Source organism: Halomonas sp. GXIMD04776, from assembly GCF_049808615.1.
In the GTDB taxonomy this organism is placed as follows: Bacteria; Pseudomonadota; Gammaproteobacteria; order Pseudomonadales; family Halomonadaceae; genus Modicisalibacter.
Genome location: NZ_JBNCAN010000004.1, coordinates 54,755 through 79,609, shown reverse-complemented (window position 1 = coordinate 79,609; position 24,855 = coordinate 54,755). Strand labels below are relative to the sequence as shown.

Genomic DNA, 24,855 nt, shown 5'->3' with positions numbered 1-24,855 from the left:
TTTACCCTCCTTGGAACCATCTCAAGTGCATGAGTAAATCCTTTCGTATTCAATCCAATTACCAGCCGGCGGGCGACCAGCCGGCTGCCATTGACGGACTGGTCAAAGGCATTGAAGCAGGGCTGGCGCATCAAACTCTGCTAGGGGTGACCGGTTCCGGCAAAACCTTCACCATGGCCAATGTGGTCGAGAATCTACAGCGCCCGACCATCGTCATGGCGCCCAACAAGACCCTGGCCGCGCAGCTCTATGGCGAGTTCAAGTCGTTCCTGCCGGACAATGCCGTAGAGTATTTCGTCTCCTACTACGACTATTATCAGCCCGAGGCCTATGTGCCATCCTCGGATACCTTCATCGAGAAGGATGCCTCGATCAACGATCATATCGAGCAGATGCGTCTGTCCGCGACCAAGGCGCTTCTGGAACGGCGCGATGCGCTGATCGTCGCCTCGGTCTCGGCGATCTACGGCCTCGGCGATCCGGATCAATATCTGAAGATGCGTCTGCACTTCAACCGTGGCGAACTGATCGATCAGCGCTCCTTCCTGCGTCGTCTCGCGGAGTTGCAGTACACGCGCAATGACATGGATTTCCGGCGCGGTACCTATCGGGTGCGCGGCGATGTCATCGACATCTTTCCGGCGGACTCCGAGGAGGAGGCGGTACGCGTCGAGCTCTTCGACGACGAGATCGATACCATCAGCTTGTTCGACCCGCTGACCGGGGAGGCGCGAGGCAAGGTGCCGCGCATGACGATCTATCCCAAGAGTCACTACGTGACGCCCCGGGAGACGATTCTCGGCGCCATTGACTCGATCAAGGAGGAGCTTGCCGGGCGCCTCGATTGGCTGCGCAAGCACGACAAGCTGGTCGAAGCACAGCGCCTGGAGCAGCGCACTCTCTATGATATCGAGATGATGCTGGAGCTGGGGTACTGCAATGGCATCGAGAACTATTCGCGCTATCTGTCTGGGCGCAACCCCGGCGAGCCGCCACCCACGTTCTTCGACTACCTGCCGCCGGATGCCTTGCTGTTCATCGATGAATCCCACGTCAGCGTGCCTCAGGTGGGCGGCATGTACAAAGGTGACCGATCGCGCAAGGAAACCCTGGTGGAGTACGGCTTCCGCCTGCCCTCGGCGCTGGATAACCGCCCCATGACCTTTGAGGAGTGGGAACGGGTCTGTCCACAAACGGTATTCGTCTCGGCGACGCCGGGCAAGTACGAAGCAGAGCACGCCGGCCAGGTGGTCGAGCAGGTGGTGAGGCCGACCGGCCTGGTCGATCCGGAGGTCGAGGTGCGCCCGGCCTCGACCCAGGTCGATGATCTGCTTTCAGAGATTCGGCTGCGTACCGATGTGGGCGAACGGGTGCTGGTCACCACCTTGACCAAGCGTATGGCGGAGGACCTGACCGAATACCTGGACGAGCACGACATTCGCGTGCGCTATCTGCACTCGGACATCGACACCGTGGAGCGAGTCGAGATCATCCGTGACCTGCGTCTGGGCAAGTTCGATGTGCTGGTAGGTATCAACCTCTTGCGTGAAGGATTGGACATTCCCGAAGTCTCTCTGGTAGCGATCCTCGATGCGGACAAGGAGGGGTTCCTGCGCGCCGAGCGTTCACTGATCCAGACCATTGGGCGCGCCGCGCGTAATGCCAAAGGCAAGGCAATCCTGTATGGCGACCGAGTGACCGACTCCATGCGTCGTGCCATCGACGAGACCGAACGACGTCGGGCCAAGCAAATTGCCCACAACGAAGAACATGGCATCACACCCAGGACGGTGACCAAGTCCGTCGCCGACATCATGGAAGGCGCTCAGACCCCGGGCAAGAAGGGCAGCCGTCGCAAGAGCGAGCGTCAGGTGGCAGAAAAAACGGCCATCTACGATCCAAGCTCTCTAGGGCCTCAGGAGCTCGTCAAGGAAATCGCGAGGATCGAGGATGCCATGCACGAGGCAGCGCAGAATCTCGAATTCGAGACGGCTGCTCAGTTGCGGGATCAGTTGCACCCCTTGAAGGAGCAGCAACTGCTCCTGGGAGCGGTCTGAGAGATGCCGGAAGGGCCGGAAATACGTCGCACTGCCGATGCTCTGCAGAAGCAGATCGGCGGCAAACGCCTGGATGAGGTTTGGTTTGCTTTTCCCGAACTTGCCAGTCAGGCGGCATCGCTGCGGGGTCGCGAAGTGACGGCGGTGGACAGCTGGGGCAAGGCGTTGCTGATCCGATTCGACGACGATCGAGTGCTTTACTCGCATAATCAGTTGTACGGCGTGTGGAAGTATCATGACGAGGAACGCGAGCCGGATACGAACCGCACATTGCGCGCACGTCTGACGGCTCAAGGTCGTTCGGCAAGTCTGTACAGTGCCTCGGACATCTCTCTGTGGCAGGCCAATCGGCTTGACGAGCATCCCTTTCTGTCCCGCCTGGGGCCGGATTTACTGACCCACGATGTGAGCGTCGAATCAGCCTCGCAACGCCTTGGCGAGAAACGCTTCAAACGCCGAGCGCTCGGCGGTCTGCTTCTGGATCAGTCCCTGTTTGCAGGCATTGGCAACTACCTGCGCTCGGAAATCCTGTTCTTCGCCGGGCTTTCCTATCGCCGCCGCCCCGATGACCTGACGACCCACCAGCGCGATCACCTGGCGAAGACATTATTGACGGTGGTTGATAGAGCCTATCGACAGGCAGGGGTCACCAATTGTGATGACTGGGCGCGAAAGGCACGCGAGCGGGGAGAAACGCGCCGACATTGGCGTTTTGCCGTGTTCGATCGCGACGGGTTGCCCTGCCACGTCTGCAGCACCCTCATTGACCGCACCTTGGTAGCTTCGCGACGCCTTTATTTCTGCCCAGCGTGTCAAGCAGAGTAGCGACATCGCGTTTATACCGTTATCTTTTAAAGCACCACACAAACTTCTATCTCTTGACACTCACTGCACATGCATGTGTGCACTGGTTTCAGCCTCGCATTTAAAAAGCGTTTATTTGGAACTTTTGGTTAGTGACTGCATCAATTTTTGGTCTTTGTTTTTTTTGAACAGTTTTATCGACCAAAAAATATATAAAAATAGACGGTTTTTTCTGAGTAGACTGCTTCAGGCCGAGAAGTGGATGCCGTGAAGGCGCTTTACAGTTTGCAACGAAGCTGCCAATAATGACGTCGAACAGTCGCTTGAAAGCGGCAGTTTTTCCTAAAGATAACAAAGAGATGGGAAAAATATGAAAAACATGATGCGCAAGTCGCTGTTGGCGTTGGCTGTCGGGGCAGGGATGTCCAGTCTGGCCGCTCAGGCGGAGATCACCATTGGCCTGGCCGGCCCGGTCACCGGTCCTTTGGCCCAGTACGGAGATATGCAGTTCATCGGTGCCGAGATGGCCATCGAGCAAATCAATGGGCAGGGCGGTGTCAACGGCGAGCAGCTCAAAGGCGTCAAGTATGACGATGCCTGCGATCCCAAACAGGCAGTGGCGGTGGCCAACCAGATCGTCAATGACGGTGTGCAATTCGTGGTCGGCCATCTCTGTTCCAGCGCTACCCAGCCCGCCTCGGACATCTATGCCGAGGAAGGCATCCTGATGATCACCGCGGCCTCGACCAGTCCGGCGATCACCGAAGCGGGTTACGAGACCGTGTTCCGCACCATCGGACTCGACAGCATGCAAGGACCAGTGGCCGGCCAGTACATCGCCGAGCAGGTCAAGCCCAAGAACATGGCGATCATTCACGATAAGCAGCAATACGGTGAGGGCATCGCCACCGGCGTGCGTGATACCGTCGAGGAGGCAGGTGTCAACGTCGTGGTGTTCGAGGGCATCACTGCCGGCGACAAGGACTTCTCATCACTGATTTCCAAGCTCAAGCGCGAAAACGTCGATTTCGTCTACTATGGCGGCTATCACCCGGAGCTGGGGCTTCTGCTGCGCCAATCCCGCGAGCTAGGCTTCGATGCTCAGTTCATGGGACCAGAGGGTGTGGGTAATCCGGATATTTCCAAGATCGCCGGTGAGGCTTCTGAAGGGCTACTGGTTACCCTGCCTCAAGCCTTCGAAACCAATCCGGACAACGCCGATCTGGTCAAAGCCTTCGAAGCCAAGAATCAGGACCCGTCAGGTCCCTTCGTCATGCCTGCCTATACCGCCGTCTATCTGATGGCCGAGGGAATGAAAGGAACCGAATCGACCGATCCCTACGAAGTGGCGGATTACCTGCACGAAAACACCTTTGACACACCGATCGGTGAGGTGAAATACGACGAGAAGGGTGATCTTGAGGAGTTCGACTTCGTCGTCTACACCTGGCACGCCGACGGCACCAAGACTGAAGCCAAGTGATTCCATGAGCTTCGGCAGATAACGATAATCGCAACGACCCCTTCGCCCGGCCGGTCACAAGCTGGCCGGGCGATTTACGCAGGTAATTCCTGATGGATGCGACCCTCTACTTCCTGCAGCAGGTCATCAATGGCCTGACTATCGGCAGCACCTACGCGTTGATCGCCATCGGCTACACCATGGTCTATGGCATCATCGGCATGATCAATTTCGCCCATGGCGAAATCTACATGATTGGCACCTATATCGCTTTCATCGTCATCACCGGCCTGGCGATGATGGGCGTCGATAGCACCCTGTTTCTGATCGTGGCGGCGCTGCTGGTGGCCATGATCGTCGCCAGCGCTCATGGCTTTGCGGTGGAGCGAGTCGCCTACCGACCGGTACGCGGCTCGAAACGGCTAATCGCATTGATTTCCGCCATCGGCATGTCGATCTTCCTGCAGAATTACATGCGCTTGGCACAAGGTTCCCGGGACAAGGCGATTCCCAATCTGCTGCCGGGGGGATGGGAGTTCGGCGGTGAGGGCTTTGTCGTCAACCTTTCCTATATGCAGGTGATCATTTTTGTTGTCACCTTGGTCAGCATGGGAGTTCTGGCATTGTTCATCTCCCGCTCGCGTCTGGGTCGTGCCTGCCGTGCTTGCTCCCAGGACCGGGGTATGGCCAATCTTCTAGGCATCAACACCGATCTAGTGATCTCCATGACCTTCGTCATCGGCGCCGCGCTGGCTGCGGTGGCGGGATTGCTGTTGGGGATGTACTACGGCGTGGTCAATCCTTATATCGGTTTTCTGGCGGGATTAAAGGCATTCACCGCCGCAGTACTTGGCGGCATCGGCAGCATTCCCGGCGCCATGCTGGGCGGTCTGATTCTGGGCATCGCCGAGGCCCTCACCGGAGGTTATCTTTCCAGCGAATACAAGGATGTGGTGGCGTTTGGTCTGCTGATCCTGATTTTGCTCTTCCGCCCCTGGGGCATCCTCGGTAAGCCGGAAGTGGAGAAGATCTGATGGCGAGTCAATTAATGCATGCCGGCTTCTCCGCGGGGCTGACGCTGCTTCTCGGCGCCTCGGTATTGGGCGTGGAGCTGCGCTCAGAGGGTGTGAACACCATCGTTGCCGTCGAAGGGCCCATGACCTGGTTATGGTTAGGGTTGGCCGTGGTCGTGGTGTTCTTCCACCAGTTGTTCCGTCCGCGTATCGAGGCCATACGTCATCAGACCTGGATGGGATCGCGTTTTTCCTTACCGCCGCTGCTCAAGAATCATGCCCAGCGGCGCCTGATCATTGCATTGGTCATCGGCGCGTTGCTGCTGTTTCCCTTTCTGGCAGAGCGCAGTGCGATAGATTTGGCCACCTTGACGCTGATCTACGTGATGCTGGGGTTGGGGCTCAATGTCGTGGTCGGACTGGCAGGGCTTCTCGATCTGGGCTACGTCGGCTTTTACGCAGTCGGCGCCTACACCTACGCCTTGCTCAACAGCTATCTGGGGTTTTCCTTCTGGGAGGCGTTGCCCATCGCCGGGGGAATGACCGCGCTGTTCGGTTATTTGTTGGGCTTCCCGGTATTGCGGCTGCGGGGCGACTACCTGGCGATCGTGACTCTGGGATTTGGCGAGATCATCCGCATCCTGCTCAATAACTGGACCGACTTGACCGGGGGGCCTAACGGCATTTCGCGAATCCCCAAGCCGACGCTGTTCAATCTGGAGTTCTCGCGTCGCGCGGATGAAGGTTACATTCCTTTTCATGAATTCTTCGGTATTCCCTACGACCCCAGCTACAAGGTGATGTATTTGTACATTCTAGCCTTGCTGCTTTCTCTGGTGACCGTCTATGTCATCTATCGTTTGATGCGCATGCCCATCGGTCGTGCCTGGGAGGCGCTACGCGAGGACGACATCGCCTGTCGATCGCTGGGCCTCAACCCCACCGGCATCAAACTTTCCGCCTTCACCATCGGCGCCAGCTTCGCCGGTTTTGCCGGCTCCTTCTTTGCAGCGCGGCAGGGCTTCATCAGCCCGGAGTCGTTTACCTTCATCGAGTCCGCCATCGTGCTGGCGATTGTTGTGCTAGGGGGGATGGGCTCTCAGTTGGGGGTGATCCTGGCCGCGATTGCCATGACGCTGCTGCCCGAGATAGCGCGGGAGTTCAATGAATATCGCATGCTACTGTTCGGCTTGATCATGGTGATGATGATGGTGTGGCGCCCGCAAGGGTTGCTACCGCTCAAGCGTCCGCAGATGGAGTTGAAACGTGGCTGAATCCGAATTGCTCAGCGTACGCGATCTTTCCATGCGCTTTGGCGGGTTGTTGGCGGTGGACAGGGTCAGCATGGAAGTTCGTCCAGGAGAGGTCGTCTCGCTGATTGGCCCCAACGGTGCCGGTAAGACCACGGTCTTCAATTGTATCAGCGGCTTTTATCGTCCTACCAGCGGTGAGGTGTTGTTCGAGGGACGTCCCATGCAGCGTCTGCCGGGCTTCAAGATTGCCCGGGCCGGCATGGTCCGCACCTTCCAGAACGTGCGGCTGTTCAAGGAAATGACGGTCATCGAGAATCTGCTGGTCGCCCAGCACATGCAGGCCGAACGTAACCTGCTCAAGGGATTGTTGCTTACCGCGGGATATCGCCGCCGTGAGCAGGAGCTGATGGACCGTGCCGCCCATTGGCTCGAGCGGGTAGGATTAATCGACTTCGCCAATCGGGAAGCCGGTAACCTGGCCTACGGGCAGCAACGACGCCTGGAAATCGCACGCTGCATGGTCACCCGGCCACGGCTATTGATGCTCGACGAGCCGGCGGCAGGACTCAACCCCAACGAGACCCGTGATCTGGATCACATGATCGTCCAGCTCAAGGAAGAAGAGGGTATTACGGTGCTGCTGATCGAGCACGACATGAGCCTGGTCATGGGCATCTCCGATCGCATCTACGTGGTCAATCAGGGCATGCCATTAGCGGACGGTACGCCGGAGCAGGTGCGGCGTAATCCCGAGGTGATCAAGGCCTACCTGGGGGAGGAGTGAATATGACCCTGGAGATGCTGGAAATCGACAACCTGACGACCCACTACGGGCCCATCCAGGCGCTGGAGGATGTCTCTCTCGAGGTACGCCAGGGCGAGATCGTCACGCTGGTAGGCTCCAATGGCGCAGGCAAGACCACCTTGTTGATGTCGGTCTGCGGTGATCCTGTTCCAACCTCGGGCGCGATCCGTTTCGAGGGACAGGAAATCCAGGGATGGCCAACCTCGAAGATCATGCGTTCGGGATTGGCCGTCGTTCCGGAAGGGCGGCGGATCTTCACCGGCATGACGGTGGAAGAGAATCTGGCCATGGGCGGTTACTATCGTAGCAAGAGCGAGATCGCGGAGAGCATCGAGCACGTGCTGACGTTGTTTCCTCGACTCAAGGAGCGTTTCAACCAGCGCGGCGGCACCATGTCCGGAGGGGAACAGCAAATGCTGGCCATCGCTCGCGCCTTGATGAGCCGGCCCCGGCTACTGCTGCTTGACGAGCCTTCCCTGGGGCTGGCACCGATCATCATCGCACAGATCTTCGAGATCATTGCCAAGCTGCGCGAGGAGGGCACCACGATCTTTCTGGTCGAGCAGAACGCCCATAAGGCTCTGTCGATCGCCGATCGCGGCTACGTACTGGAGCATGGCCGGGTAGTGCTGGCCGACACCGGCAAGGCGCTATTGGCCAATGATGAGGTGCGTCGCGCCTACTTGGGCGGCTAAGCGCTGCGATTGGCCATGCGTTGGGCAGGATGGGCTTTTAAACTTATACCGTTACCTTTCATTTATCATTACACTCATCAAACTGCGTCAATCGGTTCAGGTAGGATACAATTCGTCCACTGAACCGTGCTTTATGCCAGGAGTCTCAAGCCCATGACCGTGATTCGCCAGGACGACGTGATTCAAAGCGTCGCCGACGCCCTGCAATATATTTCCTACTACCATCCCAAGGATTTCATCGATGCCATGCACCAGGCATATCAGCGCGAGGAAAATCCAGCAGCGCGGGATGCCATCGCTCAGATTCTGATCAATTCGCGCATGTGTGCGACCGGGCATAGGCCGATCTGTCAGGACACCGGCATCGTCACGGTCTTCGTTCATATCGGTATGAATGTGCGCTGGGAAGGCGACATGAGCCTGGACGACATGATCAATGAAGGCGTGCGCCGCGCCTATCAGTACCCGGATAACGTGTTGCGTGCCTCGATTCTCGCTGATCCGGATGGCAAGCGTCAAAACACAGGCGATAACACACCGGCCATCATTCATCACAAGCTGGTGCCGGGAGATGCGGTCGAAATTCATGTGGCCGCCAAGGGGGGCGGCAGCGAAGCCAAATCGAAGTTCGCCATGCTCAACCCGTCGGACAGCGTGGTGGATTGGGTGCTTGAGCAATTGCCCAAGATGGGGGCGGGCTGGTGTCCGCCCGGTATGCTAGGTATCGGTATCGGTGGCACTGCCGAAAAGGCCATGGCACTTGCCAAGGAAGCGCTGCTTGATCCCATCGATATCCAGGAACTGCAGGCGCGGGGCGCTTCCAATCGTGCCGAAGAGCTGCGTCTCGAGCTGTTTGACAAGGTCAACAAGAGCGGTATCGGTGCCCAAGGCTTGGGTGGACTGACGACCGTGCTGGACATCAAGATCAAGGACTATCCAACCCACGCCGCCAACAAACCGGTGGCGATCATTCCCAACTGCGCGGCCACACGCCATGTTCATTTCACTCTCGATGGCAGTGGCGCCGCCGAATTGCCGGCACCCAGGATCGAGGACTGGCCGGAAATCGCCTGGGAGGTGAGCGACAATGTGCGTCGAGTCAACCTAGACGAGATTACCGCCGAAGACATACAGAGCTGGCAACCCGGTGACACCGTGCTGCTCTCCGGCAAGCTGCTGACTGGTCGCGACGCCGCTCACAAGCGCATGGTGGATATGCTTACCAAGGATGAGCCGCTACCGGTGGATATGCGGGGGCGCTTCATCTATTACGTCGGCCCTGTCGATCCCGTAGGGAACGAGGTGGTCGGGCCCGCTGGACCGACCACGGCCACGCGAATGGACAAGTTCACTCGCACCATGCTCGAACAAACCGGGTTGCTGGGCATGGTGGGCAAGGCCGAGCGCGGGCCGACAGCGATCGAGGCGATCCGCGACAATAAAGCAGTCTATCTGATGGCCGTAGGGGGGGCGGCTTATCTGGTCGCCCAGGCAATCAAGAAGGCGCGGGTGGTCGGCTTCGAGGATCTGGGCATGGAGGCGATCTACGAGTTCGAGATCGAGGATATGCCGGTCACCGTGGCGGTGGATAGCCGCGGCGAATCGGTCCATCAGACCGGGCCTGCGAAATGGAAAGAGATCATTGCTGCACAAGCCTGATAGGATGATGTGACTCATTGTTGCGGCCCCATACGAACTGGGGCCGCGCTGCATTGGCTTTTTGCTACTGTGAAATCGCTATAGGGAGAGGCGATGACCTCTTGGCTGCTGGGTCTGGGAATTTTTCTCGTGCATGTGATGGGGGCAGTGTCGGCGGTGCTGGCACTGATGTCGAGCCGTACCTCTCAAGGAGCGATCGCCTGGATCGTCACCTTGATAACCTTTCCCTATGCGGCGTTGCCGGCTTACTGGATGTTCGGTCGGCCTCGCTTCTACGGCTATGTGTCGGCGCGGGGTGAACGCGACACCGCCTTGCGGCGTATCCTGGCACGCTATCGACCATTGGTTGATCCTTACCTGGTCGATGCCCGAGAAGGCAACGTGCGTGCCATGGAACATCTGGCACAGATGCCCTTGACCACCGGTAACCGTGCAGAGCTCTTGATTGACGGTGCGGCCACGTTCGATAGTTTGTTTGCAGGGATCGATGCAGCCCAATCCTATATTCTGATCCAGTTTTTCATCATTCGTCAGGACCGTCTGGGACTGGAACTCAAACGTCGCCTGGAAAAGCAGATCGAACGCGGCGTTCGCGTCTATTTTCTGTATGACGAAGTGGGGTGCCGTCGGCTGGGAGAGGGGTATCTGAACGACCTGCGCACTGCCGGGGCCGAGGTCAGCGCCTTCAATTCGTCCCGGGGTGTACGCCATCGGTTCCAGCTCAATTTCCGCAATCACCGTAAGGTTGTGGTAGTCGATGGCAAGCTTGGCTGGACTGGGGGGTTCAACGTAGGGGTCGAATATCTCGGTGAAGATCCTCGCCATGGTCCCTGGCGCGATACGCATCTCAAGCTTTCAGGGCCTAGCGTGCTGGGGCTGCAGGAAGCCTTCTGGGAAGACTGGCATTGGGCTACGGGCAATGTCATCTCTCTCGACTGGCAACCTCGCGTCGTCTGCGAGGAGTGTCATGACGTGGTGATCGTTCCCTCGGGGCCGGCGGATAATCAGGAAACCGCAAGTCTTCTTGTGCAGAACGCCATCCACAATGCCCAGTATCGGTTCTGGGTGACCAGTCCCTACTTCGTGCCGGACCAGGGAGTGCAGGATGCCCTGCGTCTGGCGGCCTTGCGGGGCGTCGATGTGCGCGTGATGATTCCCGAACGCCCCGACCATCTCCTGGTATTCTTGTCTGCTTTCTCGTTCTTACCGGACATGTTGCAGATCGGGGTCAAGATATACCGTTATCAACCTGGATTTCTACATCAAAAAGTCATGCTTATCGACGATGGCAGTGCATCGGTCGGTACGGTCAATCTGGATAATCGGTCTTTCCGTCTGAACTTCGAAATCACTGCTTTTATTCCTGATCGCTATTTTGCTGGTGAAGTGAAAGAGATGCTTGAGCACGACTTTGCCAATTGCCGGCAAGTAACCCTGGATGAGCTTAAGCAGCGTCCACTGTGGCGTAAGATCGTTTCCCGTGCCGCATATCTGTTGTCGCCAGTCCTTTAATCTTGGCGAACTGCATGGTGAATCAGCTAATTTTTAATTAAGCTATTGTTAAACTACTGGCTTTACCGGTCTAATCATCGATACCGGCTGTACTGTCAACTTTGAACTAGGAGTCGCGGTGAACCTTGAAACCAAGTGGCTGGAAGACTTTGTCGCCCTGGCCAGCACCCGCAGCTTTTCCGCCTCGGCTCGCCAACGCCATGTCACACAACCGGCTTTTAGTCGACGTATTCGCGCCCTTGAACAAGCGGTCGGTACCGTTCTGGTTGATCGCTCGACAACCCCTATCGGATTGACGCCGGAAGGGCAGCTGTTTCTGGTCACGGCACGCAATCTGGTCGAGCAACTCAACGAAAGCCTGGGGCATTTACGCGGTCTTTCGATTGCTAATGAAGCCCTGGACGTGGTGGCCGCTCATTCATTGGCGCTTGATTTCTATCCACGCTGGATTTCTCGTTTGCAAAAGGGGGTGGGGGAGCTACCTACGCGTTTGGTAGCAATGAATGTCGGCGACGCCATCCATGTCCTTCGGGAAGGTAACTGCGATCTTATGCTGGGGTATCACGATCCTTACGCCACCATGCAGCTTGATGGTGAAATTTTTCCCTCCTTCTCTATTGGCAATGCCAAGATGATCCCGGTCTGTCTGCCCGATGAAACGGGGCAGCCGCTTTTTCCTTTGGCGGGAAACGAGCCGATTCCCTATCTCGCCTACACCCAAGGCGCTTTTCTTGGGCGTAGTGTGCGCATACTGCTGAAAAATGACCCCCTACGTTTGCGCCTGAAGACGATCTACGAAACCGCCATGGCGGAAGGACTCAAGGGAATGGCACTACAGGGCGTGGGTATGGCCTGGATTCCTGACTTCTGCATCCGCACAGAGCTCGATACAGGACGATTCGTCCGCGCTGGAGGTGAAGAGTGGGACATCCCCTTGGAAGTACGACTCTATCGTTGTTCGCTGGTCCATAAACCTGGAGCCGAGAAGTTGTGGAATCAGATGATGACGCTACCCCGGGACTTACTGCAGGCGTGATTTTGCATTCTGATCGGTGAGCGTCAAGGAATGAGTCCGCCTGCGGGCAGCCCCAAAAAATTCTGAATGATGAAGAAGTGATCCTCGAACAGGGTGTCGGGTTCAAGATCCGCCAGTGCGACCCAGCGCGCGCTTTCTCCCCCTTTGACAGGTTTCAAGCGAGGCAACTGTTGATCGGGGCGTAAAGCGAAATAGAAGGCTTCGGCCAGGGTGCGACCACGCCAACTGCGATGAGGTTCATCGAACAACCGCTGACCACGTAGAGATCCCTTGAGAACGGGTTCCGGTACCTTCAGGCGCACTCGCTCACGCAATTCCCGTAGGCAGGCATCGAGCAAACGCTCATGAGGATTGATGAAACCACCGGGCAATGCGAGCAGTCCCTGACCCGGTGCCGCGGTGCGTTTGACCAACAGCACATGACCCGATTGGACGACCACCGCATTCACGGTGACGAAAATAGGCGGATAGGGCGCCTGAGCCCAGGCATTGCGATACTGTTCGAGAAGACGCTGTTCTTCGAGCAGCTGGCGATAGCAGACGGTGTCGTGAAAGGCTTTCAGGGCACGATGCACCCCCGGTGGGAGATCGTGTGCCGCGCCAGTGGAAAGATAGTCCGACGCCGAGGCGCTGGAGCGAAACAAGCGCTCACGAATCTGGCTGGCAGAAATCCCCTCCACCAAGGGGACGCTGACGGACTCCCATTGCGGAAACAGGCTTAGATAATAGCTCGATTGCCCACGACTGGCGCCGATAAGACCGATCCGAGGCAGCTTTCCCTGAGCAGGGCGGGCAATATCGCGGACCTTGCGTTGTACATCACGAACCCAGACGTCGTCGTTGTAGAGAGCGTCTAGCAATGGGGCAATTTCGAGACGCTGATTCTCCTGGGCGTCGAAGCAACTGCGTAGCATGTCGCGCCGCTCCTCGAAACGCCAGGGATTACGCAACGACCGGGCCTGCCAGGCGGAGCCACTGAGCACGATGACCTGGCGCGCGCGTTTGAGCGCCTCGTGCATGACGGCCAGATGGCCCAGATGGGGAGGTTGAAAACGGCCGATGAAGACCAGGCAGTCGAAGTCGTAGTGAGGCATTAGGTCGGATCCGGCGCAATCGCCATTGCTGTTACCTTGGCGAGTCATTTATGGCGGTCAATTTGATGGGGCATTATGGTCGGGGACAGTGTGGGCTACAAGGCGATAGACACGAGAGAGTGCATGAGTCGTTATACGAGTTTGGCAGTGTTTTTACTGGGCGCCGTCGCGCTCGTTGTGCCCTTGGGATATTTCATCGGCCCCACGCTGTTACTGACAGGCAGCCTCTTGTTGCCGATCCGGCCCTCGAGGCTGACACTTGGCCGGCAAGAATGGGCGATCATTGGGACGTTGCTGTTCTATGCTGGCGTGAGCACGCTAGGAGTCTGGTGGGGTGAACAGTCATCAATGAAGCTATCTGGCCCACTGTCTGTTCTTTTCGCCGTTCCCGCCTTGCTGTTACTGCTGGCTTTTCCACCCCCTGCGGCAGCCATGTGGAGTGGCGTGGCGTTAGGTAGCGTGTTCACCGGAATCTGGGCAGGCTGGCAGAAACTCGTGATGGGTGCCAGACGTGCCCAAGGGTTCGTCGACTCGATTCAATTCGGCGATTTGAGTCTGTTGCTGGGGTTTTTCTGCCTCACCGGTCTGGGCTGGGCATTGAGCAGAGACACCCGCATCAGAAGGCAGGCATGGTGCGTACTGTTGGTGCTTGGTGCGATCTCTGGAGTGCTGGGTTCTTTTCTTTCCGGTAGCCGCGGTGGGTGGGTGAGTTTTCCTTTCATGCTTGGAGTATTGTATCTGGGCTACGGGCATCACTTGTCCAAGCGCTGGCTGGCAGGGCTGGCAATCATTTTCTTGGTCGGCCCGGTGATTGCCTATTCGATTCCCCAGTTGGGGGTGCAGGAGCGTGTGCAGCGTATATTCAGCAGTTACACGGAATTCGTGGAAGAAGGAGATCCGACGAACTCGGTGGGCGCGCGCATAGAAATGTGGCGCAGCGCACTCATCCTGATCCCCGAGCGGCCATTGCTGGGTTGGGGGGAATCGGGATATTCACAGGCGCGAGACACCTTGATCGACGAAGGCGCAATCCACCCTTATCTGAAGAAGTTCGATCACGTCCACAACGACTTACTGGATGCCTGGCTCAAGCAAGGAATGGGGGGGCTGATAGCGTTACTAGCCCTTTATCTGGTGCCGTTGTATCTGTTTGCAAAGCGTCTACACAGCCAAGACCTTCGATTGCGCGCTTTTGCCATTGCTGGAACGGCATTACCGGTAGCCTATATGGGGTTCGGCTTGACGCAGACCTTACTCGCCTTCGATAGCGGTATCGTCATGTATGCGTTCTGGCTGGTAGTGCTGTGGGCTGTCTTGTGTCATCGGGAGCGACAATGCAACCCAAAAGAACCTTAGCGTATTATCCATCTCTTCATCGCCTTATATATACTCAACAGGGTTGATAAAGTGTCGGACTCAAGGAAGGGGTAACCATGATAAAAAATGAGATCGTCAGTTGGTTTCGCATCGTACGCAATGCAATTCAGCTCTGGTTGCAGCATAACGCCTTCAGCTATGCAGGATCCCTGGCTTTCTACACCCTGTTTTCCCTGGCGCCCACGATCATCATCGCGGTCACGGTCATCGGCCTGGTACTTGGCGAGGAAGCTGCTCAAGGCCAGATCGTCTCCCAGCTATCCGACGTCATGGGGCCTGGCGCGGCGAGCGCGATCGAGAACGCCGTTTCTCAATCACGCATCGAGACCTCCGGCATCATTCCGACGCTATTGGGAATCGGTGCATTGTTGGTGGGGGCCACGACAGTCTTCGCCCAGATGCAGTTTTCGCTCAATACCATCTGGGGCGTGATACCGCGGCCAGATCGCAGCGGTATCCTGCAGTTTCTCAAGAGCCGCTTTCTCTCACTTGCCGTGGTATTGGCCATTGGTTTCGTACTGCTTGTTTCGTTGGTTGCCGGGGTGGCGATACAGGCAGTATTCCAATTTGCCAGCGGCTGGCTGCCCTGGGTCAAAGGCTTGTTGGGTGGGACGGAACAACTCCTCTCATTGATGGCGGTCACACTGTTCTTCGCGACAATATTCAAGGTGTTACCCGATGTCGTGCTTAGTTGGCGTGATGTATTGGTAGGTGCGATCATTACCGCAGTGCTGTTTTCCATTGGGCGCTTCGGCATCTCCGCGTACTTGGCCTACACCGCTACCGCCTCGACCTATGGCGCCGCGGGCTCCCTGGTACTGATCCTGCTTTGGGTCTACTACTCATCGCTGATCTTGCTCTTCGGAGCAGCGCTGACGCGTACCCATCTCGAAGAACGAGGCAAACCTATCATTCCACGTAACATGGCGGTACGGGTCAAGCGGGAAATGCTGGCCCGGGATCAGTCCTAGTAAAGCGAACGGCAAAACAAATGGTAGAGCAGCTTAGTCGTTGCGTGGAGAAAAACGCTCTTCGGCTAGACGATCGGCGATCGGCGCGGGACTGCATTGTTCACGACTTGCGCGATCGAATATCTCGTCCAGTGTGCGCTCGATACCTGCGATGTGCTCCATGACGAGGTCGTGACGATAATCCTCGCGGCGCTGCCAGGCCACCTCGATGAGACCGCCCGCGTTGGCAACATAATCCGGTGTATAGAGAATCCCTCGCTGGTGCAGCCGATCCGCCATTTCGGGTGTGGCAAGCTGGTTATTGGCGGCACCGACGACGATGCTTGCCTTCAAGCGCTCACAAACCCGCTTGTCGAGTACGGCACCCATGGCGCAAGGAGCAAAAATATCCACCTCCGCATCAAAGATATCAAGCGGAGATGCCATATCGGCATGTAGTTCGTTGGCTAGATGCTTTACGGCTTGCGTGTCGACATCCGCAAGTATCAGATGTGCACCCGCATCGTGCAGATGGCGAGCAAGATGTTCACCAACGTGGCCAACACCCTGAATCGCGACACGCAACCCGGTCAGATCGTCACGCTCAAGGCCATGTCGTACCGCACAGCGCAGTGCATTGAAGACCCCCCAGGCAGTAAACGGTGATGGATCACCGGAGGCATTGCCATGGCGTCGTAACCCCGAGACGTGCTCGGTCACACCGGCGATGATCTGCATGTCCTGTTCGCCGCTTCCCGAATCTTCTGCAGTGATGTAACGCCCGCCCTGAGAGGCGATCAATCTGCCCATTGCCTCGAGTAAGGCAGGTGTCTTGTGACGTTTGGGGTCGGCGATGATCACGGCCTTGCCGCCGCCCAGAGGCAGGTCGGCTATCGCTGATTTGTAGGTCATCCCGCGCGAGAGTCGCAGCGCATCTGCCAGCGCGCGCTCTTCGGTCGGGTAAGCGTGGATGCGGAGTCCCCCCAACGCCGGGCCGCGGCAGGTATTGTGAATGGCAATAATTGCCTGCAGACCACTGGCACGGTCGTTACCGTAGATGATCTGCTCATGATGATCGAAATCCGGATGGGCGAAGAGAGTCATTGTCATTTCCCCCTGTTGGCTGTTTTTTTGCTGCTTTCAGCCTAAGACAAACCAGGAAGAATTTCTCGATTTTGGATGCCACCCACGATAATGCTAGAAAGGGCACATTCGACAGCGCAAGGAGCAAGTGTCATGGACCATCATTGCATCAAGGCAACCGTCAACGGTCGGGTTCAGGGAGTGGGCTATCGTCATGCGGTCAGCAAACGAGCGCGAGAGGCCAATGTGGCCGGTCACGTCAGCAACCTGGCCGATGGCAGCGTGGAGGTGATAGCGTGCGGCGAGCAGGAGAAGATCGATCGTCTCATCGAATGGCTATGGCACGGGCCACCCGCAGCGCAGGTGACCCATGTGCAGATCGAGGAAATTGCCTGGTGTGAGTATACGAACTTCACGACCGGTTGACTTCTTTCCGAAAAGTCGGCGAGCGAAGCTCAGCTCTAAGCCCGCTCCCTGCGGGCTAACGCATTTCCCACATCCATGTGGGTCACAAAGCAAAAATCAGTCGACAAATCGGCCGGACTGCCGATTTGGACAGCTCCGCTGCTCGAAGAGCGAGCAACATGGATGTTGCGAGTCCAAAAACGGAGTTTACGAGTTGTAAATGAGTATTTTGAGCTGATTTTCAACAAAGTATGAGCAAACGCAGCCACTTTTCAACTCAATACATCGACGATCCACGCTACCACCTGCTCGCCCTGAGCAGTAAGGCATACATCCACTGCCGGAGTTTCCGACCAGCGCTCGCCCAGGAAGGGGCGGCCCTCCGGAGCGAAGATGGTCTGGCCCTCGGCAAAACCATCGGTCACGACAGTAAGATGTCCGCGGGCGGTGGTGAACAAATCGGGCCGCATCAGCCAGGCGAGGGCGCAGCTATCATGCGGGCAGCAGCCATCGATACCCAGGAATTGACGATAGAAGTCGCTGTAGAAGCCATAGCTGCCTGCGAGCACCTCGCCAAGCCGCCCCTGGCCAGCGGCGATTCTGTCCATGTCCGCGGGGCTCAACACACAACGATGCGTGGCATCCAGACCCACCAGGGTCAGCGGCCAACCCGCCGTCAGCACTCGGGAAGCGGCATGAGGATCGTTGAACATGTTGGCCTCGGCCACCGGCGTGACATTGCCCCCTTCCTTGATCGACCCGCCCATGACCACCACCTGCTTGACCTTGCCGGTGATCGTCGGATCGAGTTGCAGTGCCGCTGCCAGATTACCCAAGGGGCCTACCGCGACCAGCGTAATTTCTCCGGGACGAGCATTGACCTGCTCGACGATGAACTCGGCAGCGCTTGATGTTTGAGCTTTTCCCTGAATTTGCGGAAGCTCGATATTACCGAGTCCATTGGCACCATGAATATGAGCCGGGGCGGGGTGCTTGGCCTTGACCAAAGGGGCGGCAGCGCCCTGAGCAACGGGAATCTGCTGCCCGGCGAGTTCCGACAGCAATAGCGCGTTGGAGGTCGCCGTATCGATATCGACATTGCCGTAGGTCGTGGTCAGTCCCAGCAGTTCGATGTCAGGATGGGCAAGCGCGATGGCGATCGCCTGGGCATCGTCAACGCCGGGATCGGTATCGAAAATGATGGGTGTGGTCATGAATCCTTCCTTGTAGATGAACCTATGAGGTGAAAGGCGGCTTGAACGACCGCGTGCATCGTCACGAGCGTTGAGTATGTGCGCTCAAGACGTATGCAGTTCGAGTGTCGGCCAATTACGCGTCACATTCTCGACCTCGCTAAGAACGGGGATGCTGGGGGCGGCACCTTCGCGCTGCACGCACAGTGCCGCAGCAGCGCTTGCCCCGCGCAATGCATCCTCCACCTCGGCTTGACGTTGCCGAGCTGCCATGAAATAGCCGATGAAGGTATCACCGGCGCCGGTGGTATCAAGGGCATCCACCTGATACGCATCCAGATGAAGGCGGGTATCGACGTGCTGATAGCATACCCCCTCGCGGCCCAGTGTCAGGACTATCTCCACCGTCGGTAAACGCCTGCGAAGCTCATCGAGCAGATGCTCACTCGGCGTCTGCTCGGGAAGATCAACCAGGCCAGCGGCTTCGCCACGATTGAGAAACAAGAGCTGACAGAGTTCTAGCGGCAGTCGAAGCACGTTGGCCGACATGGGCGCCGGATTGAAGGCTACCAGCAAGCCTCGCTCCGTCGCCAGTGTCATGAGTCTACTCAGGGCATTGCACTCGTTTTGCAGGAGCAGCCAATCGCCGGTGACCGGAGCCGCCAGCAATTCGTCTTGCCGAGCGTCGGTAAAGGCGTGATTGGCACCGGGATAGAGAATAATGGCATTCTCGCCATGATCGTCCACCTGGATCAGGGCGTGGCCGCTGGCGTCCGAGGTCAGCTCGATACCGCGGGTATCGACGCCGGCGCTCGAGAGTGTTTCGAGTACCCAGCGATCGCCTTGGCCGAGACGCCCCCAATGCGCCACATGCCCCCCGGCCCGGGCGATCGCCAGCGACTGATTGGCGCCCTTGCCGCCAAGCACTTGCCGATAATCTCGACTGGACAGGGTTTCACCGGGGCGAACCAGATGGGGTACCCGATAGACGTGATCGATATTGATCGAGCCATAGTTGTAAAGCATAAACCTTCCTGTAGGGCGAGCCGTTCATCGAGTGAGTAGAGCACTCCTGCGTCATTCATGCCTTGAACGAGCGGAGATTGTCTGCGGTCAGGCGCACGACGTTGGCCCGGGCTTCCGGCGTTATCCAGGCATTGTGTGGTGTCACGATGAGATTGAGCGGCTCACTCGAGGCATCGATCAGTGAATGCCCTTCCCGGGGGGGCTCATTGGGCAGCACATCCACACCAAGCCCGCCTAGACGATTTTCTCTCAACGCCTGAAGTGCCGCTTTCTCATCGATGATGCCACCCCGCGCGCAATTGATCAGCAGTGCATCCGGTTTCATCCGGGCCAACAAATCCGCGTTGACGAGATGATGGGTATCATTCGTCAAGGGACAATGCAGGCTGAGCACATCGATCTCGGGAGCAAGATCGGCCAGCGCCGGCCGCTCATCCTGAGTGTCGTTACCGGGACGGGCGGCGAAGATCACCTCCATGCCGAACGCTCTAGACAGACGCGCTACTGCCTGTCCCAGCTCACCGCTGCCAACGATCGCCAGGCGTTTGCCAGCCAACTCCAGGGTGCGATGATCGAGCAGACAGAAGAAAGGGCTCCGACTCCAGCGACCATCGATCACATCGCGCTGATACAGGGGCAAGCGATTAGCCAGGCATAGCATCAGCATCAAAGTGTGCTGCGCTACGCTGGCGGTGCCGTAGGCGGTCACGTTTTTGATCTGGATACCCTGACGCTTCGCAGCGTCCATGTCGATGTTGTTGGTGCCGGTCGCCAGTACACAGATCAGTTTCAAATGGGGCAGAGATGCCAGCAGATCGCCGGATAGCACGACCTTGTTGACGATAGCTACGTCCGCATCCTGCAAACGTTCCAGACATTCCTGAGGCGTCGTGCGATCGTGAATCTCGAGAGTATCGACCTCATCGCGTAGCGGGGTCAGGTCGATGTCATCGCCCAGGGTGGCGGCATCCAGAATGACAGCCTTCATCGATGGCTCCTTGCTTTTGTGTTTGAGGCCTTGCCCCTCGGGGGCTGCTACACGCTATAATATGCGGCTTTCGAAGGCATCTTGGAAAGCGTGCCGCTAGACCGCATATCCTCCGTTACCGCCGGTTATCGATGCGGTCGTTTTGTCTCTGAGAGTTAAAAACCATGCCTATTTATGAATATCAGTGCAAAGCCTGTGATCAGCGACTGGAAAAATTACAGAAAATCAGTGCCGCACCACTGACCCAATGCCCTCATTGCGAGCAACAGACACTATCCCGATTGATCTCTGCCGCAGGCTTTCGCCTCGCCGGCGGAGGCTGGTATGAAACCGACTTCAAATCCGGAGGCAAGAAGAACCTGGCCGGCGATAAAAGCGACACACCGGCGACGTCCGAGCCCAAGGCAGCCGACAATAAGTCTCAGGATAGCAAGCCCCAAAACAGCAAATCTGAGCACAGCACGAAGACCGCCTGATCCAACATCGACTTGGCGCCGCCTCCTGAGGGTGGTGGCGCTTCACCCGTCAAAGCAACAGAACAGGATTTTCCATGCGCAGCCACTATTGCGGCCAATTGAACGAGTCCCTGATCGATCAGGAGGTCACGCTCTGCGGTTGGGTTCATCGCCGCCGTGACCATGGGGGCGTGATCTTTCTCGACCTGCGCGATCGCGACGGTATCGCCCAGGTCGTGATCGATCCCGACACTCCGGATGCGTTTGCTACTGCCGACCGGGCGCGTAATGAATTCGTCCTGCGCATCAAGGGGCGCGTTCGCTCGCGTCCAGAAGGAACGCAGAACCCCAACATGCCCACCGGCATGATCGAGGTGCTGGCCAAGCAGGTCGAGGTGCTCAACAGCGCCGCCACACCGCCGTTTCAGCTTGATGAGCACGGCAAGGTCGGTGAGGAGGTGCGCCTGAAGCATCGCTATATCGATCTGCGCCGTCCAGAGATGATCGACAAGTTACGTCTGCGCTCGCGTATCTCGCACAGCGTGCGGGCCTATCTGGAAGGTCAGGGCTTCCTGGATATCGAGACGCCGATTCTGACCCGGGCCACCCCGGAAGGGGCACGGGATTATCTTGTGCCCAGCCGTACCCATGAAGGGCATTTCTTCGCACTGCCCCAGTCGCCGCAGCTCTTCAAGCAGCTGTTGATGGTGTCCGGATTCGATCGTTATTACCAGATCGCCAAGTGCTTCCGTGACGAGGATCTGCGCGCCGATCGTCAGCCGGAATTCACCCAGATCGATCTCGAGGCCTCCTTCGTCGACGAGAACGACATCATGGTCATCACCGAACGCATGATTCGCCAGTTGTTCTCTGACGTACTCGAGGTGGAGCTACCAGAGTTCCCGCGTATGCCCTATGCCGAGGCCATGCGTCGTTACGGCTCCGACAAGCCGGATTTACGCATCCCCCTTGAGCTCATCGATGTCGACGATCTGATGAAAGGTGTCGACTTCAAGGTCTTCTCCGGACCGGCCAATGCAGACGATGGCCGCGTAGCGGCTCTCAAGGTCAGTGACGGCGCCAGGCTCACGCGCAAGGAAATCGACGAATACACCAAATTCGTCGGCATTTACGGCGCCAAGGGATTGGCCTGGATCAAAGTCAATGAACGTGCCAAGGGGCTCGAGGGATTGCAGTCACCCATCGTCAAGTTCATGGAAGGCATCGTGGAATCCCTGCTAGACCGAGTCGGAGCGCAGGATGGCGACATCATCTTCTTCGGTGCCGACAGGATCAATGTCGTCAACGAGGCGATCGGCGCATTACGCGTCAAGCTGGGCGAGGATCTAAATCTCTACACCCAGGAATGGACCCCTCTCTGGGTCGTCGATTTCCCGATGTTCGAAGCGGATGACAACGGTCGCCTGTCGGCGCTTCACCATCCGTTTACCGCACCGTCCTGTTCTGGCGATGAGCTCAAGGCAAACCCGGCCAAGGCGCTGTCCCGGGCCTACGACATGGTGCTCAACGGCACCGAGCTGGGTGGTGGATCGATCCGTATTCACGATCAGGCCATGCAACGCAAGGTATTTGAGGTTCTGGGCATCGGTGAGCAAGAAGCCGAGGAAAAGTTCGGTTTCCTGCTCGATGCACTGCAGTATGGCGCCCCGCCTCATGGTGGGCTCGCCTTTGGTCTCGATCGTCTGGTCATGCTGATGACCGGTGCGCGCACCATCCGCGAAGTCATCGCCTTTCCCAAGACTCAGAGTGCCGCCTGCCTGATGACCGACGCACCGGGAGAGGTGACCTCGGAGCAGCTCAAGGATCTGCATATCCGACTGCGTCAGAAGGCCAAGACGACCAACGACAAATAGCGTCTTTTGGCACGGCGATGATGTGCTTATGACAATAACCGGCGCGCCGATTCATGGGTGGCGCCGGTTTCGTTTCTTGAGCATTGAGATTTCCAAGGAGGCCGCATATGGCTGGTCATAGTAAATGGGCGAACATCAAGCATCGCAAGGCCGCCCAGGATGCCAAGAAGGGCAAGATCTTCACCAAGCTGATCCGCGAATTGTCGGTAGCCGCTCAGCAGGGTGGTGGCGAGCCCAATGACAATCCGCGACTCCGTGCGGCGATGGACAAGGCGCTTGCCAATAACATGACCAAGGACACCATCCAGCGAGCCATCGATCGGGGCGTCGGTAATAACGATGCCGACAATATGGAGGAGCTCAGCTACGAAGGCTACGGTCCCGAAGGCGTCGCGATACTCGTCGAATGTCTGACGGACAATCGCAACCGCACTGCTTCCGATGTCCGCCACGCCTTCAATAAGCAGGACGGCAATCTGGGCACCTCCGGCTCAGTGGCTTTCTTGTTCAATAAGCAAGGACGTATGAGTTTTCCTCCGGAGAGTGATGAAGAGGCCATCATCGAAGTTTCGCTGGAGGCCGGCGCCGAGGATGTCGTCACGCAGGACGATGGCGTCATCGAGGTGATTTCAACCCCTCAAGATTTCTCCGCGGTCAAGGATGCACTGATCGCGGCCGGCCTGACGCCTGATACTGCCGACATCGGCAAATATCCGGAGACGTATTCATCGATTGCCGATATCGAGGTGGCGAAGAAGGTCGTCAAGCTGATCGACATGCTCGAGGACCTGGACGACGTACAAAACGTCTACACCAACGCGGATTTCGATGACAATATTCTTGAACAGATCGAATGAATATCCCGAATTGAGAGCCTCTTCATGATCCTGCTCGGCATCGATCCCGGCTCGCGCGTCACCGGCTATGGTGTTCTGGATATTTCCTCCACGCGGCCACGCTATGTGGCCAGCGGCTGTATCCGCATCAAAGCTGATGATCTGGCCCAGAAGCTCGCGCAGGTGTATGCCGGTGTGGCGGAGTTGATTGCACTGCATCGCCCGGTAGAATTCGCCATCGAACAGGTATTCATGGCACGCAACGCGGATTCGGCTCTCAAGCTGGGCCAGGCCCGGGGTACCGCCATCGTGTGTGCCGCCAATCATGGCATTCCCGTGTTCGAGTATGGGCCACGCCAGGTCAAACAAGCCGTGACCGGTACCGGTGCCGCGGACAAGACCCAGGTACAGCACATGATCACGGCGATACTGACACTAAGCGCCACGCCCCAGGCCGATGCGGCGGATGCGTTGGCCATTGCGTTGACTCACGCTCATGCGCGCGGCGGCCTGGTACAGCAGGGTAGTTATGGCGGCCGGCGGGGGAGAGGGCAGCGCTGGCGTGATTATCGCCCTGAATGAAGTGTAAATCAGGACGCTGGTCAGTCGCGGGGCCTATCAGTATAGTGACACCCCTGTCATTTGAAGGATCGTGAAGGCATGATTGGACGCCTACGGGGCACTCTGTTGGAAAAGCAGCCACCCTGGCTGGTGGTCGATGTCGGTGGCGTCGGCTACGAACTCGAAGCGTCGATGAATACCCTCGTCGCCTTGCCGGGCATTGGCGAGGATGTGCAGCTTTACACCCATCTTACCGTGCGCGAGGATGCCCATCTGCTCTACGGATTCCTCCGCGAGCCGGAGCGGGCGCTTTTTCGTGCGCTGATCAAGGTCAATGGTGTCGGCCCGAAATTGGCTCTGGGAATTCTGTCCGGTATGGAACAGGATCAATTCGTACGCTGCGTCATGGATGATGATGTCAAGGCACTGACGCGCCTCCCGGGGGTCGGCAAGAAGACCGCGGAGCGCCTGATCGTCGAGATGCGCGATCGTTTCCCTCATTGGAGCAGCGAGCAACTGGCGGGGTTGGACGACACTCAGCAAATGCCGACACCGATGCGCTCCAGCGATCCCTTCGCCGATGCCGAAGCCGCATTGATCACCCTGGGCTACAAGCCGACGGAAGCAGCACGCATGCTGTCCGGATTGGACACAAAGCAGCCTACCGAGGCGCTGATCAAGGCCGCGCTCACACGTAAGCTGGCGGGGTAGACAAGC

At 57.7% G+C, this 24,855-nt stretch carries 23 protein-coding genes; 18 read left to right on the top strand and 5 right to left on the bottom strand.

Features of this window, described 5'->3' with window-relative positions; all coding sequences use genetic code 11:
* Positions 1-29: 29 nt before the first annotated feature.
* The 10 genes from uvrB (at position 30) to ACPF7Z_RS03625 (ending at position 12,296) form a co-directional block, all read left to right on the top strand.
* The gene (gene uvrB, locus ACPF7Z_RS03670) at positions 30-2,057 is read left to right on the top strand and encodes an excinuclease ABC subunit UvrB (RefSeq protein ID WP_425191813.1); all 2,028 of its coding nucleotides are present in this window, start codon (positions 30-32) and stop codon (positions 2,055-2,057) included.
* A gap of 3 nt (positions 2,058-2,060) precedes the next feature.
* Positions 2,061-2,882 (top strand): endonuclease VIII, encoded by an 822-nt coding sequence (nei, locus tag ACPF7Z_RS03665; protein WP_425191812.1) that lies wholly within the window; start codon positions 2,061-2,063, stop codon positions 2,880-2,882.
* A gap of 349 nt (positions 2,883-3,231) precedes the next feature.
* Entirely contained in the window at positions 3,232-4,344 is a 1,113-nt protein-coding gene (locus ACPF7Z_RS03660) for a branched-chain amino acid ABC transporter substrate-binding protein (RefSeq protein ID WP_425191811.1), read from the top strand.
* Positions 4,345-4,436: 92 nt separating this feature from the next.
* A complete protein-coding gene (gene livH / locus ACPF7Z_RS03655; RefSeq protein WP_425191810.1) occupies positions 4,437-5,357 on the top strand; it encodes a high-affinity branched-chain amino acid ABC transporter permease LivH in 921 nt (306 codons plus the stop codon).
* Positions 5,357-6,610, top strand: a complete 1,254-nt coding sequence (locus ACPF7Z_RS03650; protein ID WP_425191809.1) for a high-affinity branched-chain amino acid ABC transporter permease LivM — start codon at positions 5,357-5,359, stop codon at positions 6,608-6,610. The genes livH and ACPF7Z_RS03650 overlap by 1 nt, the downstream gene beginning before the upstream one ends.
* Positions 6,603-7,373, top strand: coding sequence for a high-affinity branched-chain amino acid ABC transporter ATP-binding protein LivG (gene livG, locus ACPF7Z_RS03645; RefSeq protein ID WP_425191808.1), 771 nt, complete (start codon positions 6,603-6,605; stop codon positions 7,371-7,373). The genes ACPF7Z_RS03650 and livG overlap by 8 nt, the downstream gene beginning before the upstream one ends.
* Before the next feature lie 14 nt (positions 7,374-7,387).
* Positions 7,388-8,089, top strand: a complete 702-nt coding sequence (locus ACPF7Z_RS03640) for an ABC transporter ATP-binding protein (protein ID WP_425191934.1) — start codon at positions 7,388-7,390, stop codon at positions 8,087-8,089.
* Positions 8,090-8,242: 153 nt separating this feature from the next.
* Entirely contained in the window at positions 8,243-9,748 is a 1,506-nt protein-coding gene (locus ACPF7Z_RS03635; RefSeq protein WP_425191807.1) for a fumarate hydratase, read from the top strand.
* 93 nt (positions 9,749-9,841) lie between these two features.
* Positions 9,842-11,260, top strand: a complete 1,419-nt coding sequence (gene cls / locus ACPF7Z_RS03630; protein ID WP_425191806.1) for a cardiolipin synthase — start codon at positions 9,842-9,844, stop codon at positions 11,258-11,260.
* Between the two features lie 118 nt (positions 11,261-11,378).
* Positions 11,379-12,296, top strand: a complete 918-nt coding sequence (locus ACPF7Z_RS03625; protein ID WP_425191805.1) for a LysR family transcriptional regulator — start codon at positions 11,379-11,381, stop codon at positions 12,294-12,296.
* A gap of 23 nt (positions 12,297-12,319) precedes the next feature.
* Here the strand turns inward: ACPF7Z_RS03625 and ACPF7Z_RS03620 are convergent, their stop codons facing one another.
* Complete coding sequence (locus ACPF7Z_RS03620; protein WP_425191804.1) at positions 12,320-13,390, bottom strand: bifunctional nicotinamide-nucleotide adenylyltransferase/Nudix hydroxylase; 1,071 nt, start codon at positions 13,388-13,390, stop codon at positions 12,320-12,322.
* A gap of 123 nt (positions 13,391-13,513) precedes the next feature.
* Here ACPF7Z_RS03620 and ACPF7Z_RS03615 point away from each other — a divergent pair, with 123 nt between their 5' ends.
* On the top strand, positions 13,514-14,746 hold the full coding sequence (locus ACPF7Z_RS03615; protein WP_425191803.1) for an O-antigen ligase family protein: 1,233 nt from the start codon (positions 13,514-13,516) through the stop codon (positions 14,744-14,746).
* A gap of 77 nt (positions 14,747-14,823) precedes the next feature.
* A complete protein-coding gene (locus ACPF7Z_RS03610; protein WP_425191802.1) occupies positions 14,824-15,738 on the top strand; it encodes a YihY/virulence factor BrkB family protein in 915 nt (304 codons plus the stop codon).
* 33 nt (positions 15,739-15,771) lie between these two features.
* Here ACPF7Z_RS03610 and ACPF7Z_RS03605 read toward each other — a convergent pair whose 3' ends face one another.
* Positions 15,772-16,821, bottom strand: coding sequence for a Glu/Leu/Phe/Val family dehydrogenase (locus ACPF7Z_RS03605; protein ID WP_425191801.1), 1,050 nt, complete (start codon positions 16,819-16,821; stop codon positions 15,772-15,774).
* Between the two features lie 132 nt (positions 16,822-16,953).
* Between ACPF7Z_RS03605 and ACPF7Z_RS03600 the strand changes: the two genes are divergently transcribed.
* Positions 16,954-17,226 carry an acylphosphatase gene (locus ACPF7Z_RS03600; RefSeq protein ID WP_425191800.1) on the top strand — a complete coding sequence of 91 codons (273 nt, stop codon included), beginning with the start codon at positions 16,954-16,956 and terminating at the stop codon, positions 17,224-17,226.
* A gap of 251 nt (positions 17,227-17,477) precedes the next feature.
* Here ACPF7Z_RS03600 and ACPF7Z_RS03595 read toward each other — a convergent pair whose 3' ends face one another.
* The 3 genes from ACPF7Z_RS03595 to ACPF7Z_RS03585 form a co-directional block, all read right to left on the bottom strand.
* Positions 17,478-18,419, bottom strand: coding sequence for a nucleoside hydrolase (locus tag ACPF7Z_RS03595; RefSeq protein WP_425191799.1), 942 nt, complete (start codon positions 18,417-18,419; stop codon positions 17,478-17,480).
* An 84-nt stretch (positions 18,420-18,503) separates the two neighbouring features.
* Positions 18,504-19,424: a ribokinase gene (locus tag ACPF7Z_RS03590; RefSeq protein ID WP_425191798.1), complete on the bottom strand. Its 921-nt coding sequence runs from the start codon at positions 19,422-19,424 to the stop codon at positions 18,504-18,506.
* Positions 19,425-19,479: 55 nt separating this feature from the next.
* Entirely contained in the window at positions 19,480-20,412 is a 933-nt protein-coding gene (locus ACPF7Z_RS03585; protein ID WP_425191797.1) for a D-2-hydroxyacid dehydrogenase, read from the bottom strand.
* Between the two features lie 164 nt (positions 20,413-20,576).
* Between ACPF7Z_RS03585 and ACPF7Z_RS03580 the strand changes: the two genes are divergently transcribed.
* The 5 genes from ACPF7Z_RS03580 to ruvA all read left to right on the top strand — a co-directional run bounded on the left by ACPF7Z_RS03580 (position 20,577) and on the right by ruvA (position 24,849).
* Positions 20,577-20,888, top strand: a complete 312-nt coding sequence (locus ACPF7Z_RS03580; protein ID WP_425191796.1) for an FmdB family zinc ribbon protein — start codon at positions 20,577-20,579, stop codon at positions 20,886-20,888.
* Positions 20,889-20,962: 74 nt separating this feature from the next.
* Positions 20,963-22,741 carry an aspartate--tRNA ligase gene (gene aspS / locus ACPF7Z_RS03575; protein ID WP_425191795.1) on the top strand — a complete coding sequence of 593 codons (1,779 nt, stop codon included), beginning with the start codon at positions 20,963-20,965 and terminating at the stop codon, positions 22,739-22,741.
* Between the two features lie 107 nt (positions 22,742-22,848).
* Positions 22,849-23,598, top strand: coding sequence for a YebC/PmpR family DNA-binding transcriptional regulator (locus ACPF7Z_RS03570; protein ID WP_425191794.1), 750 nt, complete (start codon positions 22,849-22,851; stop codon positions 23,596-23,598).
* A gap of 24 nt (positions 23,599-23,622) precedes the next feature.
* Positions 23,623-24,159, top strand: a complete 537-nt coding sequence (gene ruvC / locus ACPF7Z_RS03565; RefSeq protein ID WP_425191793.1) for a crossover junction endodeoxyribonuclease RuvC — start codon at positions 23,623-23,625, stop codon at positions 24,157-24,159.
* A 78-nt stretch (positions 24,160-24,237) separates the two neighbouring features.
* The gene (gene ruvA / locus ACPF7Z_RS03560) at positions 24,238-24,849 is read left to right on the top strand and encodes a Holliday junction branch migration protein RuvA (protein WP_425191792.1); all 612 of its coding nucleotides are present in this window, start codon (positions 24,238-24,240) and stop codon (positions 24,847-24,849) included.
* Positions 24,850-24,855: the final 6 nt, after the last annotated feature.

Excerpts from the sequence above, each read along its gene's own strand:
- ACPF7Z_RS03615 (WP_425191803.1), top strand. The coding sequence starts at position 13,514 with ATGAGTCGTTATACGAGTTTGGCAGTGTTTTTACTGGGCGCCGTCGCG.
- ACPF7Z_RS03580 (WP_425191796.1), top strand. The coding sequence starts at position 20,577 with ATGCCTATTTATGAATATCAGTGCAAAGCCTGTGATCAGCGACTGGAA.
- livH (WP_425191810.1), top strand. The coding sequence starts at position 4,437 with ATGGATGCGACCCTCTACTTCCTGCAGCAGGTCATCAATGGCCTGACT.
- cls (WP_425191806.1), top strand. The coding sequence starts at position 9,842 with ATGACCTCTTGGCTGCTGGGTCTGGGAATTTTTCTCGTGCATGTGATG.
- ruvA (WP_425191792.1), top strand. The coding sequence starts at position 24,238 with ATGATTGGACGCCTACGGGGCACTCTGTTGGAAAAGCAGCCACCCTGG.
- uvrB (WP_425191813.1), top strand. The coding sequence starts at position 30 with ATGAGTAAATCCTTTCGTATTCAATCCAATTACCAGCCGGCGGGCGAC.
- ACPF7Z_RS03640 (WP_425191934.1), top strand. The coding sequence starts at position 7,388 with ATGCTGGAAATCGACAACCTGACGACCCACTACGGGCCCATCCAGGCG.
- ACPF7Z_RS03620 (WP_425191804.1), bottom strand. The coding sequence starts at position 13,390 with ATGCCTCACTACGACTTCGACTGCCTGGTCTTCATCGGCCGTTTTCAA.
- ACPF7Z_RS03660 (WP_425191811.1), top strand. The coding sequence starts at position 3,232 with ATGAAAAACATGATGCGCAAGTCGCTGTTGGCGTTGGCTGTCGGGGCA.
- ACPF7Z_RS03650 (WP_425191809.1), top strand. The coding sequence starts at position 5,357 with ATGGCGAGTCAATTAATGCATGCCGGCTTCTCCGCGGGGCTGACGCTG.
- ACPF7Z_RS03600 (WP_425191800.1), top strand. The coding sequence starts at position 16,954 with ATGGACCATCATTGCATCAAGGCAACCGTCAACGGTCGGGTTCAGGGA.
- ACPF7Z_RS03605 (WP_425191801.1), bottom strand. The coding sequence starts at position 16,821 with ATGACTCTCTTCGCCCATCCGGATTTCGATCATCATGAGCAGATCATC.
- aspS (WP_425191795.1), top strand. The coding sequence starts at position 20,963 with ATGCGCAGCCACTATTGCGGCCAATTGAACGAGTCCCTGATCGATCAG.
- ruvC (WP_425191793.1), top strand. The coding sequence starts at position 23,623 with ATGATCCTGCTCGGCATCGATCCCGGCTCGCGCGTCACCGGCTATGGT.
- ACPF7Z_RS03635 (WP_425191807.1), top strand. The coding sequence starts at position 8,243 with ATGACCGTGATTCGCCAGGACGACGTGATTCAAAGCGTCGCCGACGCC.
- ACPF7Z_RS03610 (WP_425191802.1), top strand. The coding sequence starts at position 14,824 with ATGATAAAAAATGAGATCGTCAGTTGGTTTCGCATCGTACGCAATGCA.
- ACPF7Z_RS03595 (WP_425191799.1), bottom strand. The coding sequence starts at position 18,419 with ATGACCACACCCATCATTTTCGATACCGATCCCGGCGTTGACGATGCC.
- ACPF7Z_RS03570 (WP_425191794.1), top strand. The coding sequence starts at position 22,849 with ATGGCTGGTCATAGTAAATGGGCGAACATCAAGCATCGCAAGGCCGCC.
- nei (WP_425191812.1), top strand. The coding sequence starts at position 2,061 with ATGCCGGAAGGGCCGGAAATACGTCGCACTGCCGATGCTCTGCAGAAG.
- ACPF7Z_RS03590 (WP_425191798.1), bottom strand. The coding sequence starts at position 19,424 with ATGCTTTACAACTATGGCTCGATCAATATCGATCACGTCTATCGGGTA.
- ACPF7Z_RS03585 (WP_425191797.1), bottom strand. The coding sequence starts at position 20,412 with ATGAAGGCTGTCATTCTGGATGCCGCCACCCTGGGCGATGACATCGAC.